This is a genomic window from Paenibacillus sp. FSL R7-0026 (genome assembly GCF_038004485.1).
Lineage (GTDB): Bacteria > Bacillota > Bacilli > Paenibacillales > Paenibacillaceae > Paenibacillus > Paenibacillus xylanexedens_A.
This window is the reverse complement of record NZ_JBBORG010000001.1, coordinates 6,114,940-6,129,504: the sequence shown is the minus strand read 5'-3', so window position 1 is coordinate 6,129,504 and position 14,565 is coordinate 6,114,940. Positions and strand designations below refer to the sequence as shown.

Below are 14,565 nucleotides of genomic sequence, written 5' to 3'. Positions count from 1 at the left end.
CTGTCATTCTTTTTATCAAAATAGAAGCTCGTTATTTCACCACATCCGAATGTTTCTTGCCCCAGCTGTTCACACCGTCATCCTCAATAATGGAGATGGCAGCGTCGGCGATGTCGGGGTTTGTCATCAGTTTCTCCTGAATACGGAACTTGATGTCATCCGCATCAGCCAGGCTGAGTCCTTTGGTCAGTTCAATCAGACCTTCCACATGATAATAACGGCCTTCCTGAATGATACGCATCATCTGGATATCGGCAACGTGTGTGTCTGCCAGAATGGTTTGGGACACTTTGTCCTCAATATCTTGGGGAGCCGCTACACCGATCAATCCGATCATATTATCATAACCAACCCGGAAGGCTACAGCGATCATCAGACATCCAATAATTGTTGTCACAATGCCATCGAGCAATGCAAAATTGGTCAATGCAATGACTACAACGGAGATCAAGGCGAGTGTTGCACCGAGTACTGCTACAACATCTTCGTAGAATACGAGACGGGTTGGTGGCGCAGCACGGCCTACATTTTTGATGGCAGCAGGGACCAAGGCAAATCCGGCGGCTTTGGGTGCGCGTGCTTCTTTTAGAATTTCCTTCATGGCTTTGATCAGAATGGCCCCGTCAATGACAATGTTTAGAACAAGCACTCCGATGTTAATCCAGAGACCGCCGGTATGACCAACAGGATGCTGCAACAGATGGATGCCTTCATGGATCGTCTCATAGGCCATAATGGTAACAACAATAACGGCGATCATGCAGAAAATGTTAATGACCCGTCCGAATCCGGTCGGGAAGCGGCGTGTAGGTTTTTTCTCGGACAACACACTTCCGACAAAGACAAACCCTTGGTTAATGGCATCGGCCAACGAATGCATCGCCGAAGCGAACATGGCACCACTGCCACTGAATAGGAAGGCTCCCCCTTTGCATACAGCAAGAACAGCATTACCTGCCATCGCTACGGCGGAGGATGTGTTTCCTTTTTTGACGAGAGACATAAAGCTCTCAGACTTCGGTTGTTCAGCCACTTCGTATGTTCCTCCCAGATCAATGTATTAGGTGTAGAAAAGGCAGTCATATCTATACAGCATGTGCATTTCCACTAAATGTTATTATAACCGCTTTGACATATCCCAGCATTATGCAAAATAGGTCATATCATCATGCTGATCATGTGATCCATAGGGAGTAGGCTGATGCCAGTTTGGATACGTTATACTTTCTCAGTACTCGATGGCCTCAATAGCACGTAAATTCCGGTTGGACTGTTCCAACAGTTCCGTAAACGTCCCAGCGACATAATATACAAAATCCGGATCATGCACGTACATAATAATCTGCCCAAAGGTTCCTTGCTCTGTCGGATCAAAGTCGAACATCAGATACAGTGATCCACCTCCGAGCATGCCAAACGTGATCCATTTCTTTTGAAAAAGGTAGGGTTTGATTCGGGGATCAAGCTCACGGATCTCTTCTTCGGTAAAATAATCATCCATGCGGTTCTCCACCAGCGTGGACTGCTCCTTTTGAATCTTTTCCAGGGATAACAGATAAAATGGTTCGGATTCCTGTCCATCCTCAAGGCTTGGATACAAGACGTGAAAGGCATAACCGCTCCCATTTTTACGTTTATAAAAGGCCCGGAAATCAGCAGGTAATCGAATACCGTGTTCCTGCTCGAATGCGTCAAGCTGCTCATCCGTCACGCCTTCAAACTTGCGATAAGCCTCCAAGAGTTCCCGGTTTTCCTCATCCTGTACCTTCTCCTCCAGCAACATATCCAGTTCATCCATCAATTCATATATACGCTGTTCTGGCATCCAATTCCCTCCGTATGAGCTATTCAGATAATATGGTGATTGTATGCGAGCAAACTGTGCCTGATTTCACCTCATATTATAGTTATAATCCAGAAAAGCACACAAGAAACCGGAGTCCTTGCTTACATACTACAATGGTCTCATTATTCAAGGGAGGTAACAACAAATAAAGCGTGGGCAACAGGAATGATCCCTGTAACCCACGCTACATTTTTTATCTACTTTATAAATAAAACCAACCTTTTACATAATCCTCTTTATTCAAACTTCCAGCAGGACAAGCTCAGGTTACCATATTGATAGGCTTTGAACAGGAGCGATGCCTGTTTGTTCTGATCTCCCGCACCCATGGCGAGCAACAGCGGTACAAAATGCTCCGGTGTAGGCACGGCGGCTTGAGCTGAAGGTGCCAGTTTATCATAGGAGAAGAGAGACTCCGTATCCCAACTCACCAGCTTGTCATGCAGCCAGTTGTCGAACTCTGATGCCCACGGGTCAACGCCGTTACTTTCCCAGTTCAATCGACGCAGATTGTGAACGGTCCCGCCGCTGCCAATGACGAGTATGTCTTGCTCACGCAAGGAAGCGAGCGCCTGTCCGACCTGATATTGCTGCTCACCTGTCAGATATCGATTCACGGACAAGGCAACTACGGGAATATCCGCATCCGGGTAGAGCAGGCGCAGAACAACCCAAGCGCCGTGATCCAGGCCACGGACGTCATCGGTCTGTACTGGAATCCCTGCTTCTGCGAATAGGCGCTCCACTTCCGCAGTGGTTTCTGCCTGTCCTTGAGCCGGGTACTTGATCTGATACAGCTCGGGCTGGAAACCTCCGAAATCATAAATGGTCTCATAGTTGGCTACCGAGGATACAAGCTGAGTTGTGGATTCCCAGTGAGCAGAGAACAATACGATTGCTTTAGGTTTCGGCAGTTCCTGTCCAAGTTTCTGCAAAAATTCAGTGTACACATTCTCCTCCAGTGCCAGTGATGGGGCACCGTGAGCAATAAACAGAGATGGCATCATTATGAATTCAGTCCTTTCGGGTCTTCGGTAGTCAGATTTGCATCCGTCCGAAGCCAGTGTTGGAATTGTTGATATAGATCGGGGGTCACCTGATGCCCACCGTTGTAAGGTAAATATGTGACGTGATCGGTATGTTGACGGAAGAAATTGGCGTTATCTTCGCCCAGTTGCAGCGGGAATAGATGATCCTGATCCCCATGCGAGATGAACACAGACAGCTCCGAATCGGGTTGCAGCTTGTACTCGTCTTTCACAAATTGCGGGATGTACCCACTCATCGCTACAATGCCTTTAATTGCATCTCCCATAATCAGCGATAGGGTCATGGCCATAATTGCGCCCTGGCTGAATCCGGTGATATAACGCCGCTTGGGATCAATAGCATATTTGGCGGACAGATCAACAATCAACTGTTGCAGCCCCAACACGGAGGCATCATACAATTCACGGATGGGGTTGCCGATGCTTTTGATCTGAAAATAAGCATAACCACTACCCTGAACGATAGGCCCACGGATGGCAACAATAATAAAATCAGACTGCATAGGCTCCATTAAACGAAGCATATCTTGCTCATCTGATCCCATGCCATGTAAGGCGAAAATGACAGGATAACGTTGATCTGGATTGTAATGAGACGGTAATCGGACTTCATGTATATAAGGAGAATTCATTGAAAACACCACCTGAAGAGGAATGAATTAAATATATCGTTCTGACAATAAAGTTCACCAATATGAAATAAATATTCTTATTTATGAACAAAATTTATCATGGTTTCATTGTAGGGTCAATACTTTTTTTGTATGATGAATATATGTTGTTTATAAAAAATCTTGAATGTATCTACATATATGCCGCTGCGCATGGTTTATATCTTATTCCGAGGACGTGATCAGGATGTTAAAGAGTATCGTGCCTATTTTGAGAATATTTGATGAAAATAAAGCTAGAGAGTTCTACCTTGAATACCTCGGTTTCCAATTGGATTGGGAACATCGATTTGAGCAAGATATGCCCTTATATATGCAGATTTCACTCGATTCCATCGTGATTCATCTGTCCGAACATCATGGAGATTGTACACCTGGAGCTGCCTTGCGCGTGGAAACAGATAACTTGGATACATTCCATGGTGCACTTCGTCAGAAAGAGTACAAAAATGTGAGACCCGGTATAGAGGAGACCCCTTGGCAATCAAGAGAAATGACCGTGACAGATCCGTTTGGTAATCGGATTATATTTGTTGAGGCAAGCGCCGAATAGATAACCTGAAGAAGCGAAGCGGACGTCTAGTGTTTAAAAATCAATAGAAGGGAGGGACGCGATATGGATATTGGCTTGACTATTCGTACGATCCGCAAACAGAAACAGATTACGATCATGCAGATGTGTGAGGGAACGGGGTTGTCCAAAGGTTTTATCAGCAACGTAGAAAATAACAAAACGTCACCTTCCATTGCTACGCTGGAAAGTATTGCGGATTATCTGGAAGTGCCACTTCCCTATTTGCTGCTGACACCGGAGCAACGGATGAATGTGGTACGTAAGAACGAGCGCAAGGAAACAACGGCCGGAAGCGGACAGATCAAAGTGCAGCATCTTACAGCCAAAGGTGCGATGCGTATGTCCATTGTGGAGTTGCCGCCAGGTGCATCGACCGGGGTAAGCAAACATGCGGGAGAAGAGAGTCATCTTTTATTGCAGGGCATGATTCGTGCGCAACAAGGTGAAGATGTGGAAATTCTGGAAGCGGGTGATTCGTTTACTTGGAATGCAATCGTGCCCCATGAAGTGACCAATATCGGTGAGGAGCCTGCGGTGGTGCTCATTGCAGTGTCCAAAGAATTGGGTCTGGATCATTTGTAGAATAAAAAAAGGACGGCTCCCAAGTCATGAACATGCGAACCTGCATACATGTAAAATGGGAAACGTCCTTTTATATTTCTAACGAACTGAGCGAGCTCTATTAGGTGATTTTAAGCAGGTGCAGAGATGTAACGAACCTCATACGCTTTATTTCACTGCTGTGTGTGTATTTTGGCTACAGTTCACAGACTTTTAGCGAAATAACGTTGCTGAGATTCGTTACGTTTCTCATTTCCTGCATATGACAACGATAGGGTGCGAGGAGTTCGTTAGAAAAGACAGAGGGAGACTCTGCCTATTGCGGATTAGTCGTCCAGATGCCTGCTGCTTTGACAAAGACACGGTCGGACAGCTTGAGTGTTGCGAGTGCAAGTTCTGCTACATCTTCCGCTTGCATCATGCGATCTTCGTCGCCAATTTTCAGTCCGGCATTAGTCGCAAGCTCCGTATTAACGGTGCTTGGTGTCAGTGCGGTCACACGAATGTTGGATTTGCGCACTTCCTGCATCAGAGATTCGGTCATACCGAGTAGCGCAAACTTGGATGCACAGTATGCCGAACCTGTAGCAAATCCGCGCTCACCTGCAGTGGAAGCAATATTGATAATGCTGCCGCTACTTTCCTTGATCATGCTTGGAAGGACAGCACGTGTCACGTAATATGTACCCATAACGTTGACATGCAGGATGCGTTCCCACTCTTCTGGGTCCATATCCAGCAATGTTCCGAAGCTTGCGATACCTGCATTGTTGATCAGGATATCCACTGCGCCGAGTTCCATCTCAATGGCGGCTACAGCGGCTTCCGCCTGTGTGCGATCCGAGATGTCTGCTACAGCACTGGTTACTTTCACACCGTATTCTTGACTGAGTGATTGTTGAAGAGCCTGAAGATCCGAAGCGGTACGTGCAATAAGTCCAATGTGCACACCTTCTTTGGCAAGTGCTTCAGCGATGGCACGGCCGATACCTTTTCCGGCACCTGTAATGATAGCTGTTTTATTTTTAAGTTCCATGTGGGTAATTCCTCCTTAGAAATGGACTAGCATTCAATTATACTATTATTACCCACAGTTCGGAAATTGGCTTCATCACTATTTGGTAATCTCGATGCTGCCAGAAGAAGTACGGGCCTTGATCACTTCCCGGCTCACCATTGGCGATTCAGGTACATCTACACTTCCGGAAGTAGCCTTAGCGTCGTAGATTCCGTCAAAATCAGGTGCAGCTTGAATGAAAATATCTCCTGATGTTCCAGACGCATTAATCGGGGCGGAATGGGACTGTTCAATATGAATGCTACCCGAAGTGAATTGAACATCGGCTGCGCCGTTTAATTCAGTGATCTCAATATCTCCTGATTTAATCTTACTGTTTACTTGACCAACTACCTGATCAGCAGTGAAGCTTCCGGATGTCTGTTTCACGGTCATGTCTCCATTAATCATGGAAGCGGTAATGTCCCCCGAAGTCAGAGCCAACTCAATATTGGGTACCTTGATGTTTGCCAGACGTATGGAACCTGAGGTGTTATTCAGCTCAAGCTGATTGGCACTCAGATCCGTTAGATCCCATTCACTTGAAGAGGAGTCCAGCTTAACCTCATTTAATTGGTGTCCTTCAGGCAGGGCAACTGTTATTGTGGAGTCTTGATCATTCCAGTACAAGGTGAAAAATTGCAATCGTTCACGTTCTGTCTGCGCCAGTTGGAATGTGCCGTTAGATAAAGTGGCTTGTTCGAAGCTTTTGACTACGGCAGGGTCCCATTTTCCATCCACTTCGATATAACCATTCGAATCCGGGCTTACAACAAATTCAATATCTGCACTGAAATTAGCATTCATGATAATGTTCTGTAATTCATCTTCTTTGAAATCCCATCGTTTAGAATAATGCTCCCGTTCATCCCCGAACTGAACGCCATAGATGGATGTCCCAAGTAAACCTATTCCGATACATATCACGGCAAGCGCAAGCCATTTTTTGGTGCTCATGCGGAAACATCTCCTTTCATCGTGTTTTTATTCCATCTAATATATTGAAGAGTGACGAGTTTGAAGGCTCTAAAGACATACTTCGATGTGATGGCAAACAAAATGCCGACACCGAAAGCGCCAATCGCAACGAAGGTCTCTGCTTTATCGAGTTGGCTTAGGAATACGAAATCCACAACCGCTGCCACAGGAGCCAATACCAGCAAGGAAAGGCTGGCAATAACAAGCCATACCGACCACATCATGAGACCAAGAGGAATGCCAAGAATCAGATTCAGGAATAACAGGCCGATGGCTGTGAAAAAGTTGCGAGTGGCTCTGGTGCTGTTTCTAGGTGACCGCATTTCGCGATACGTCGGTGCATAGAACGCATCTGAACCCGGTGTATGAATGTCATAACGATCACCAAGTGCTTCCTTGGCGATCTCTTCCGGGTGCCCCAGTTCCCGAGCGATCTCTTCTTCCAGCCTGCCTTCTCGTAGTCCAAGCTCGAAATGTTGATCATAGTCTGCGAGCAATTCGGCCCGTTCCTGCGGTTCCATCGGCCGTAGATGAATTTCCATGGCCTGCATAAATTGTTGTCTATTCATTATGAGTTCCTTCCTCAATCAGATTTGCGACATTGCGCACAAATTCATTCCATTCTGTCGTCAGTGCCGTCATGTAGTCGCGACCTGTATCGGATAGTCGGTAATACTTGCGCGGCGGGCCTTCAGTTGATTCTTGCAGATAGGTGGTGCAGTAACCGTCATTCACAAGCCGGCGAAGCAAGGGATACAGTGCACCTTCAGCAACTTCGATATGTTTGGAGACCGCCTGAGCCAGTTCGTAGCCATACCGATCCTGGCGGTTAATTAATACCAGGACGCACAGCTCCAATACTCCTTTTTTGAACTGGATGTTCACATTCACACAGGTTCCTCCTTAGTAGCTTCATTTATCGCTAGTGTATATTGTTCAGTAGTGGTGAATTTATCATAGCATCCAGTACTGTTTAATGCAAGGTAGTGACTTTAAAATAGTTCCGTATCACGATTGATCGATAATAAGTTCGTTTAATACTGATGCTTAGCTGAAGCTGTCTGTTTAGCTATAATTCAGCATACGCAAAAACCGGATCGGTTACTTCCGTCTGGAGGCGGATTCCGATCCGGTCTGTGAGATGAACTTTTGTTTCTTTGGTTTACAGGTTAATCGTTAAATGTCGGTTATTCTTGTGCATCCAGAACTTTAAGGTCTTCCACAGCAGGGCCCTCAATGACATGGCCTGCATAATCGAAGCGGGAACCATGGCATGGGCAATCCCACGAACGCTCCCCCTCATTCCACTCCACTTCGCACCCCAGATGGGTGCAGGTGGTATCCACCAGAAACAGCTTGCCACTGGTGTCCTTGTAGGCGCCAGCCCGTTTGCCGTTATGACGAACGACAGCACCTTCATCTTCGCCAATATCACTAACGTTTTTGTGCACAATGCCTACTTTACCGGAGATTAATTCCTTGGCTACATTCACATTTTCCACAATAAAATGCTTCATGCCAGGATCGGCTTTGAATCTTGCTGGATCGAATATGGCAGCATGAGGGTTGTCACGTCCGGTGATGCGATCTGCGAGAATATGACCGGCCATGGTACCCGTTGTCATTCCCCATTTGGCAAATCCGGTCGCCACATATACACGTTCATGTCTTCCGGTAATCGGTCCAATGTAAGGCACCTTGTCAATGGAGATCAGATCCTGGGCTGACCAACGAAAAGGGATGTTGCGGATGCCAAATGTCTCCGCTGCGAACTGCTCCAGGCGTTCATAATGACCGAAGGTGCAGATGCCTTGTCCGGTTTTGTGATTTTCGCCGCCAAAGAGGATAAGTTCCTTGCCGTCATGTAAGACGGTACGCAAGGAGCGGTACGGTGTATCGTCCGAGATGTACATGCCGCCCGCATAGGGTTTCTCCGGTTCGACTAATACAGCGTAGGATCGTTCGGCGTGTAATCGTGTGAAATAAAATCCGGGATCATAGACGGGAAAATGAGAGGCCACGACAATATGTTCCGCTGTTACGGATGGGCCATCTCCATAGGTTCGTACATGCAGTGAAGCGTCTTCCTCTACATCGATAACTGTCGTATGCTCGTAGATCTGTACCCCTTGTTTTACGGCTGAATCGAGCAAGTAGTGAAGATAGGCCAGCGGATCAAAACGTGCCTGACCCGGCATGCGAATACCTGCCCTTGCGGGAACTCGAATAGGGAGTGGATCTACCCACTCGCCAGGGATATTGAGTTTGCCATAAGCGGTTAGCTCGATCTCCAGTTTTTTAATGTTTTCCTCTGATTGGATGTAGACGTAGGCATCTTCCTCTGCCCACTGGCAATCAATCTGTTTTTCCTTCACCAGATTGCGCATCCACTTGGCGGCATCGGCATTGCCTTCATAGTACATCCGAGCCTGTTCCTGTCCGAAGTGATGCATAATTTCATCAAATATGACGCCGTGCTGTGCAGATACCTTGGCAGTGGTATGACCGGTCGTGCCATCCAATACTTTTCCAGCTTCCAGCACGACTACACGCATACCCGTCTGCGCGAGCAGATAGGCTGTAGTGATCCCGGCAATACCGGCACCAATAATCGCTACATCAGCGGTAATATCTTCTGTCAGTTTCGGATAGCTATCGAATTCATGCGTAGCACGCCACAGTGATTCGGGGACCGGGGGCAGACCCGTCTTGGTCTGCTGATTGTCGCTCATTTGTCTTCCTCCTTAATCATCTTCATTCGGTTGATGCGATTGTCGTTCAGCGCACATCGTTGTACTCTTATTCATGATTGCCAGACTATGCCAGGAAAAAACGGTGTTGTTCAGATTTTGCAGAAGGGATGTTCACAATTTCCTGCGCAGAACCTCTGTTTTTTTTGTTAAACATGCTTTATGATAAGATTACCGAAATCGTTTTAGGTTTTGAAAAGGAGATAAAACTTCACACCTTTAAACGTTGATTATAAAAGGGTTAATTGATCCACCGGAAGAAAGATTTTATCCGAATTAACCCCCGTTTTTTCTTGATATATGTATTCGCTATCATTTTAATTAACTACCGATAACCAAAGGAGATTCTATATGACGACCAACCAAACGAAATATCCGTTTCAAGATACAGCACTAGAGTTAGACACTCGTGTGAAGGACCTTGTATCCCGCTTAACGGAAGATGAAAAAATTGAATCCATGCTGCAATATCAGCCAGCAGTAGACCGCTTGGGTGTGCCTGCATACAAACATGGAACAGAAGCGGCACACGGTCTGGCCTGGCTTGGAGAAGCAACATCCTTCCCACAACCGGTGGGGCTGGCATGCACGTGGGATGCGGATTTGATGAAAGAGATTGGCTCCGTGCTCGGAGACGAGGCGCGTGTATTTTATAAACGAAATCCGGCAGTGAACGGTCTTACGCTGTGGGCACCTACAGTGGATATGGAACGTGACCCGCGCTGGGGACGGAATGAAGAGGCATATGGTGAAGATCCGGAACTGACAGCCGAGCTGACAACAGCATTGGTCAAAGGAATTCAGGGCGACCATCCAAAGTATTACAAAGCGGTCGCTACCTTGAAGCATTTTCTTGCGAATAATAACGAAGTGGATCGCGGAAGTGGTTCGTCCAGCATTGATCCGCGCAATATGCGTGAATATTATCTGAAAGCGTTCGAGAAGCCGTTCAAAGAAGGCGGCGCACAGTCGATGATGACGGCGTACAACTCCATTAATGGTACGCCAGCGTTGTTGCATCCTTTTGTGAACGAGATTGTCAAAGGCGAATGGGGCATGGATGGTTTCGTTGTCAGTGATGCAGGTGATGTAATGGGCATCAAGAATGATCATAAATACTATGATTCACACACACCAGGTACGGTAGAGTCCGTGAAGGCAGGCATTGATAGCATCACTGATGATGCTGAGCTGTCCAAACAGGCACTGCGTGAAGGATTGGAACAAGGTACACTCACGATGGATGACATCGACAAGGCGTTGTTTAATACGTTCCGTGTGCGTTTCCGTCTGGGTGAGTTCGATCCGGAAGAAGGCAACCCGTACGCTGCGATCGGTGAAGAGTCCATGATGACGGAGAAAGCAAAAGAACTGTCGCTCAGAGCCGCGAGAGAACAAGTGGTATTGCTCAAGAACGACAAAGGCACACTGCCGCTGGACAAAACTAAGGCTGGTAAAGTGGCTGTAATTGGTCAATTGGGCGGAACCGTCTACCGTGACTGGTATGCAGGCACCATGCCGTATAACGTATCCCCGCTTGAGGCGATCCGTGGCAAAGTAGGCAGCGACCAAGTGGCGTTCAAGGATGGAAATGATCGCATTACGTTAACTTCCGTAGCCAATGGGAAGAAGATTGGACTGGCGGATGGTGAGAAATCACCTGTCATTGCTTCAGGAGAAGCGGAGACATTTATGGTGTCCGACTGGGGCTTCGGAAGTTATACCTTGCAGGCCGAAAGCAACGGCAAATATCTGACCACAGATGAAGAGACCGTAACGGCTTCCGCAGATGAAGTGTACGGCTGGTTTGTGAAGGAAGTATTCCACCTGTTGCCACAACAGGACGGAAGTGTAGGTCTGACCACTTGGAATGGCAAAACGGTGACTGCCCCTAATGGTGGAAACGATGCATTTGTGGTGTCCGAAGAACTGAAGTCTTTCGGTGCTACAGAGACATTCAAGCAGGATGTGATTGTGAATGGACTTGAGGAAGCGGTAGCAGCTGCCAAGGCTGCGGAAACGGCGATTGTCTTTGTTGGTAATAATCCGCTTGTAAATGGTAAAGAGGAAATTGACCGTCCAAGTCTGGATCTGGCCGAATCTCAGCAACGTCTGGTTGAGGCGGTCTATGCCGCGAACCCGAACACGGTAGTTGTTATCGTGGGTAGTTATCCATTTACATCGAATTGGGTCCAGGAGAACATCCCGGCGGTATTGTATACTTCGCACGCAGGACAGGAACTGGGTAACGCAGTGGCTGACGTATTGTATGGAGACTATGCGCCAGCAGGCCGTCTGAATATGACATGGGTACAATCGGCATATCAACTGACCGACATCAAAGATTACGATATTATTCAATCTGGTCGTACGTATCAATATTTTGAAGGTAATGTATTGTATCCGTTTGGACATGGTCTGACGTATGCAACGTTTAAATACAGCAATTTGGAACTTAGCCCAGCTCAAGTGGGTACAGAGGGCAACGTTACGGTAACTGTAGATGTAACCAATACGGGTTCAATTCCCAGCGACGAGGTTGTACAGTTGTACGTTCGTGCAGGCAAATCCCGGGTAAAACGTCCACTCAAAACGTTAAAAGGATTCCGTCGTCTTCATATCGAAGCGGGATCTACAGCGAAAGTCAGCTTCACCTTGCCTGTTCAGGAACTGGCAATCTGGGATGTAACACGTGATCGCTATGTCGTGGAAAGTGGAACTTACTCCATTATGGTTGCCAAGTCATCCTCTGATGTTCAGCTGGTTGCAGACCTGACGGTAGAAGGAGAGACAATCCCTGCTCGTAATCTGGCTGTGGCTACTCGTGCCGAGAATTATGATGCTTACCTGGGCGTTGACCTGGATGAGAGCAAAGAGGGCGGAAGTGCTGTCCGCGTAATTGGGGAGCAAGGATGGATTGTCTTCAAAGATGCTGATCTGGGTAGTGGGGCAACGGCAATTGAAGCGCGTGTATCCGCAGAACAAGCAGGCGCTGTGTTAGAAGTTCGACTCGGTTCACCGGACGGTACGCTCGCAGGACGTGTGGAACTGGCGCAAGGTGAAGCCCAGCAGTGGTCTACCGTGAAGGCGGAACTCACAGGTGCATCAGGTGCGCAGGATGTATACATTGTGTTGTCTGCAGGTGTGCGCATCAGTCACTTCGAGATTCGTTAAGTCAAATAGCTAATGAAAAAGCCTCCGAATACATTCGGAGGCTTAGTTTGTTGTTTAATGACCATTTTGCATAAATCCCCTGAGCGGTAGGAATCGAATTATGCAAATTTCTATGATATGGACCGCGTTTGTTTCATTAAACGTATTTTTATTTACCGTCAAACGTAATCATTTTTTGCACAAATTGCTTCAACTGTTTGTTGGTTTCATTCAGTTGCTCAATTGTGCTCATGAAATTGTTTACGAGTTCAGCCTGCTCTTGGGAGCTTGCAGTGATCTCACCAAGTTCATTCTCCATGCCTTGAATGGATTGCCGAACCGAGAGAAGAGAATCTTCAATACGGGCCGTTGCTTCTTTGGTATCCACAGACAGTTTGCGAATTTCTTTGGCAACAACGCCAAAACCTGCACCAGCTTCACCTACACGAGCAGCTTCAATGGCTGCATTCAAGCCGAGCAGATTCGTCTGTTCGGAGATTTCACGAATGAAGCTGGCGACCTGAGTGACATTTCCTGATTTCTGTACGGCTTGTTTGGAGTTATTCCGAATTTCTTCGGTTGTGGCACTGAGTTCCTCGGAGTGTGCAGCTACATGCTGTACACTGTCAATTAACTGGTTGGTCAGATTTTCGGTAGCATCCATGAGCTGTTGCAACTGGTCTTGGTCATCCATACTGTAGAGTAGATTAAACAGGGCGATGACTTCACCTTTCTCATTTTTAATGGGGATGAAAGCCACGTCAAACGGAACACCGAATAAATCTTTAGGATAGTGATCGAATCGTTTGACTGTACCGCCGTTGAGATCAGCAAAATTTCGATTTCCATCCAATAGAGGGTCGCCGGGTTGATAATTCAGTTGCTTTAACGATTCCCCTGCTGAGAAATATAAGAATTTTTCATGATCAATAACGGAGAGGGTTACATCCTGACGAATCGTATCTCGAAAGAAAGGCATACATGTAATTAATGCTTGAACAATATCCATATAAAAGATGATTCCTCCCTGGTTACCTTATGTAAACGGTTAAATTTTAAATGCTAACTTAATAACTACCTATATTATATATCGTCATGCAATAGAGAAGAAAATAGAGAGAATGGATAAAACCTATTTCTTTAAGGCAGGTCTCTACGAATGCTTCAATTATGCGGGAAATGGTCCGAGAACCAGTTAAAGATTGTTTACTAACTATTCTTATTTACAAACCGATAGTCGGTTTGTATAATCTCTATTAAGAGTAGCGGAATAAACAAGGGAGGAAACGTACTTGAAGAATGAAGACAGACGGAAACATACAACAGCTCAGTTATTGGGAGCTACCAAGGAACTGTTACAGGAGAAAGCTTGCCATGCGATTACCTTAAAAGAGATTATGGAACGCTCGGGCTTGTCCAAAGGGGCGATTTTTCATTACGTAAGAAGCAAGGACGAAATATTTATCTGGGTTCTGATGGAGCATCTAGAGACGGTGCACTCTGCCGTTCTGGCTACCATTGCCGAAGCAGATATCAAGACGTTTGAAGGTCCAATGCAGATTATCGCTGCGAATTTAGTCGGTCTGGAGGAGCAGGGGTCAATAACCAATAAGGTCTTGCTTTATTTGCTGGGCAAAGAGGACGAACCTCAGGTGTCCGAAGCACTTCAGCAATTTCACGATAGGTCGGTCAGCTATTCGATGCAGTGGATTGAGTTGGGAATAAAACATGGTGTGATAGATAGCTCGATTAATGCTGAGCAGATGGGGGAACTTTTTGTACTGCTCTCCATGGGACTGCGGGTACGCACCTCAATGCATACAAGCGGACGGTCACACTTGAACTCTACAGATATAGCTAATCTCATGTCTACCATGCTTAAGCAACAAGACTGATATGGATCTTTTTATAGTAAAGATGATGAAG

General features: G+C 46.5%; 14 protein-coding genes. 4 read left to right on the top strand and 10 right to left on the bottom strand.

Annotated elements, in window-relative coordinates:
* Window positions 1-31: 31 nt before the first annotated feature.
* The 4 genes from MKY44_RS26855 to MKY44_RS26840 all read right to left on the bottom strand — a co-directional run bounded on the left by MKY44_RS26855 (window position 32) and on the right by MKY44_RS26840 (window position 3,527).
* Complete coding sequence (locus MKY44_RS26855; protein ID WP_091036009.1) at window positions 32-1,033, bottom strand: cation diffusion facilitator family transporter; 1,002 nt, start codon at window positions 1,031-1,033, stop codon at window positions 32-34.
* A gap of 195 nt (window positions 1,034-1,228) precedes the next feature.
* Window positions 1,229-1,825, bottom strand: coding sequence for an SMI1/KNR4 family protein (locus MKY44_RS26850; RefSeq protein WP_341009353.1), 597 nt, complete (start codon window positions 1,823-1,825; stop codon window positions 1,229-1,231).
* A gap of 257 nt (window positions 1,826-2,082) precedes the next feature.
* Window positions 2,083-2,853, bottom strand: a complete 771-nt coding sequence (locus MKY44_RS26845) for a DODA-type extradiol aromatic ring-opening family dioxygenase (RefSeq protein ID WP_341009352.1) — start codon at window positions 2,851-2,853, stop codon at window positions 2,083-2,085.
* Complete coding sequence (locus tag MKY44_RS26840) at window positions 2,853-3,527, bottom strand: alpha/beta hydrolase (RefSeq protein ID WP_341009350.1); 675 nt, start codon at window positions 3,525-3,527, stop codon at window positions 2,853-2,855. The genes MKY44_RS26845 and MKY44_RS26840 overlap by 1 nt, the downstream gene beginning before the upstream one ends.
* Window positions 3,528-3,753: 226 nt before the next feature.
* Between MKY44_RS26840 and MKY44_RS26835 the strand changes: the two genes are divergently transcribed.
* Both MKY44_RS26835 and MKY44_RS26830 read left to right on the top strand, forming a co-directional pair.
* A complete protein-coding gene (locus MKY44_RS26835; protein WP_341009349.1) occupies window positions 3,754-4,119 on the top strand; it encodes a glyoxalase superfamily protein in 366 nt (121 codons plus the stop codon).
* A 63-nt stretch (window positions 4,120-4,182) separates the two neighbouring features.
* Entirely contained in the window at window positions 4,183-4,722 is a 540-nt protein-coding gene (locus MKY44_RS26830) for a helix-turn-helix domain-containing protein (RefSeq protein WP_341009347.1), read from the top strand.
* 295 nt (window positions 4,723-5,017) lie between these two features.
* On the opposite strand, the gene MKY44_RS26825 is transcribed toward MKY44_RS26830, so the two are convergent.
* The 5 genes from MKY44_RS26825 to MKY44_RS26805 form a co-directional block, all read right to left on the bottom strand.
* Entirely contained in the window at window positions 5,018-5,737 is a 720-nt protein-coding gene (locus tag MKY44_RS26825) for a 3-ketoacyl-ACP reductase (RefSeq protein WP_076332439.1), read from the bottom strand.
* 78 nt (window positions 5,738-5,815) lie between these two features.
* A complete protein-coding gene (locus MKY44_RS26820; RefSeq protein WP_341009346.1) occupies window positions 5,816-6,715 on the bottom strand; it encodes a DUF4097 family beta strand repeat-containing protein in 900 nt (299 codons plus the stop codon).
* Window positions 6,712-7,305 carry a DUF1700 domain-containing protein gene (locus MKY44_RS26815; protein ID WP_341009345.1) on the bottom strand — a complete coding sequence of 198 codons (594 nt, stop codon included), beginning with the start codon at window positions 7,303-7,305 and terminating at the stop codon, window positions 6,712-6,714. The genes MKY44_RS26820 and MKY44_RS26815 overlap by 4 nt, the downstream gene beginning before the upstream one ends.
* Window positions 7,298-7,627: a PadR family transcriptional regulator gene (locus tag MKY44_RS26810; RefSeq protein ID WP_341009344.1), complete on the bottom strand. Its 330-nt coding sequence runs from the start codon at window positions 7,625-7,627 to the stop codon at window positions 7,298-7,300. The genes MKY44_RS26815 and MKY44_RS26810 overlap by 8 nt, the downstream gene beginning before the upstream one ends.
* A gap of 296 nt (window positions 7,628-7,923) precedes the next feature.
* Window positions 7,924-9,468 carry an FAD-dependent oxidoreductase gene (locus tag MKY44_RS26805; protein ID WP_341009343.1) on the bottom strand — a complete coding sequence of 515 codons (1,545 nt, stop codon included), beginning with the start codon at window positions 9,466-9,468 and terminating at the stop codon, window positions 7,924-7,926.
* A gap of 369 nt (window positions 9,469-9,837) precedes the next feature.
* Between MKY44_RS26805 and MKY44_RS26800 the strand changes: the two genes are divergently transcribed.
* On the top strand, window positions 9,838-12,660 hold the full coding sequence (locus MKY44_RS26800; RefSeq protein WP_341009341.1) for a glycoside hydrolase family 3 C-terminal domain-containing protein: 2,823 nt from the start codon (window positions 9,838-9,840) through the stop codon (window positions 12,658-12,660).
* A gap of 148 nt (window positions 12,661-12,808) precedes the next feature.
* Here the strand turns inward: MKY44_RS26800 and MKY44_RS26795 are convergent, their stop codons facing one another.
* Window positions 12,809-13,648, bottom strand: a complete 840-nt coding sequence (locus MKY44_RS26795) for a methyl-accepting chemotaxis protein (RefSeq protein WP_036612816.1) — start codon at window positions 13,646-13,648, stop codon at window positions 12,809-12,811.
* 283 nt (window positions 13,649-13,931) lie between these two features.
* Here MKY44_RS26795 and MKY44_RS26790 point away from each other — a divergent pair, with 283 nt between their 5' ends.
* Window positions 13,932-14,534, top strand: coding sequence for a TetR/AcrR family transcriptional regulator (locus MKY44_RS26790; RefSeq protein ID WP_341009339.1), 603 nt, complete (start codon window positions 13,932-13,934; stop codon window positions 14,532-14,534).
* Window positions 14,535-14,565: the final 31 nt, after the last annotated feature.

Bases quoted from the DNA above. Each gene is read 5' to 3' on its own strand.
- MKY44_RS26850 (WP_341009353.1), bottom strand. From the start codon at position 1,825: ATGCCAGAACAGCGTATATATGAATTGATGGATGAACTGGATATGTTG.
- MKY44_RS26795 (WP_036612816.1), bottom strand. From the start codon at position 13,648: ATGGATATTGTTCAAGCATTAATTACATGTATGCCTTTCTTTCGAGAT.
- MKY44_RS26800 (WP_341009341.1), top strand. From the start codon at position 9,838: ATGACGACCAACCAAACGAAATATCCGTTTCAAGATACAGCACTAGAG.
- MKY44_RS26830 (WP_341009347.1), top strand. From the start codon at position 4,183: ATGGATATTGGCTTGACTATTCGTACGATCCGCAAACAGAAACAGATT.
- MKY44_RS26805 (WP_341009343.1), bottom strand. From the start codon at position 9,468: ATGAGCGACAATCAGCAGACCAAGACGGGTCTGCCCCCGGTCCCCGAA.
- MKY44_RS26845 (WP_341009352.1), bottom strand. From the start codon at position 2,853: ATGATGCCATCTCTGTTTATTGCTCACGGTGCCCCATCACTGGCACTG.
- MKY44_RS26835 (WP_341009349.1), top strand. From the start codon at position 3,754: ATGTTAAAGAGTATCGTGCCTATTTTGAGAATATTTGATGAAAATAAA.
- MKY44_RS26815 (WP_341009345.1), bottom strand. From the start codon at position 7,305: ATGAATAGACAACAATTTATGCAGGCCATGGAAATTCATCTACGGCCG.
- MKY44_RS26825 (WP_076332439.1), bottom strand. From the start codon at position 5,737: ATGGAACTTAAAAATAAAACAGCTATCATTACAGGTGCCGGAAAAGGT.
- MKY44_RS26840 (WP_341009350.1), bottom strand. From the start codon at position 3,527: ATGAATTCTCCTTATATACATGAAGTCCGATTACCGTCTCATTACAAT.
- MKY44_RS26820 (WP_341009346.1), bottom strand. From the start codon at position 6,715: ATGAGCACCAAAAAATGGCTTGCGCTTGCCGTGATATGTATCGGAATA.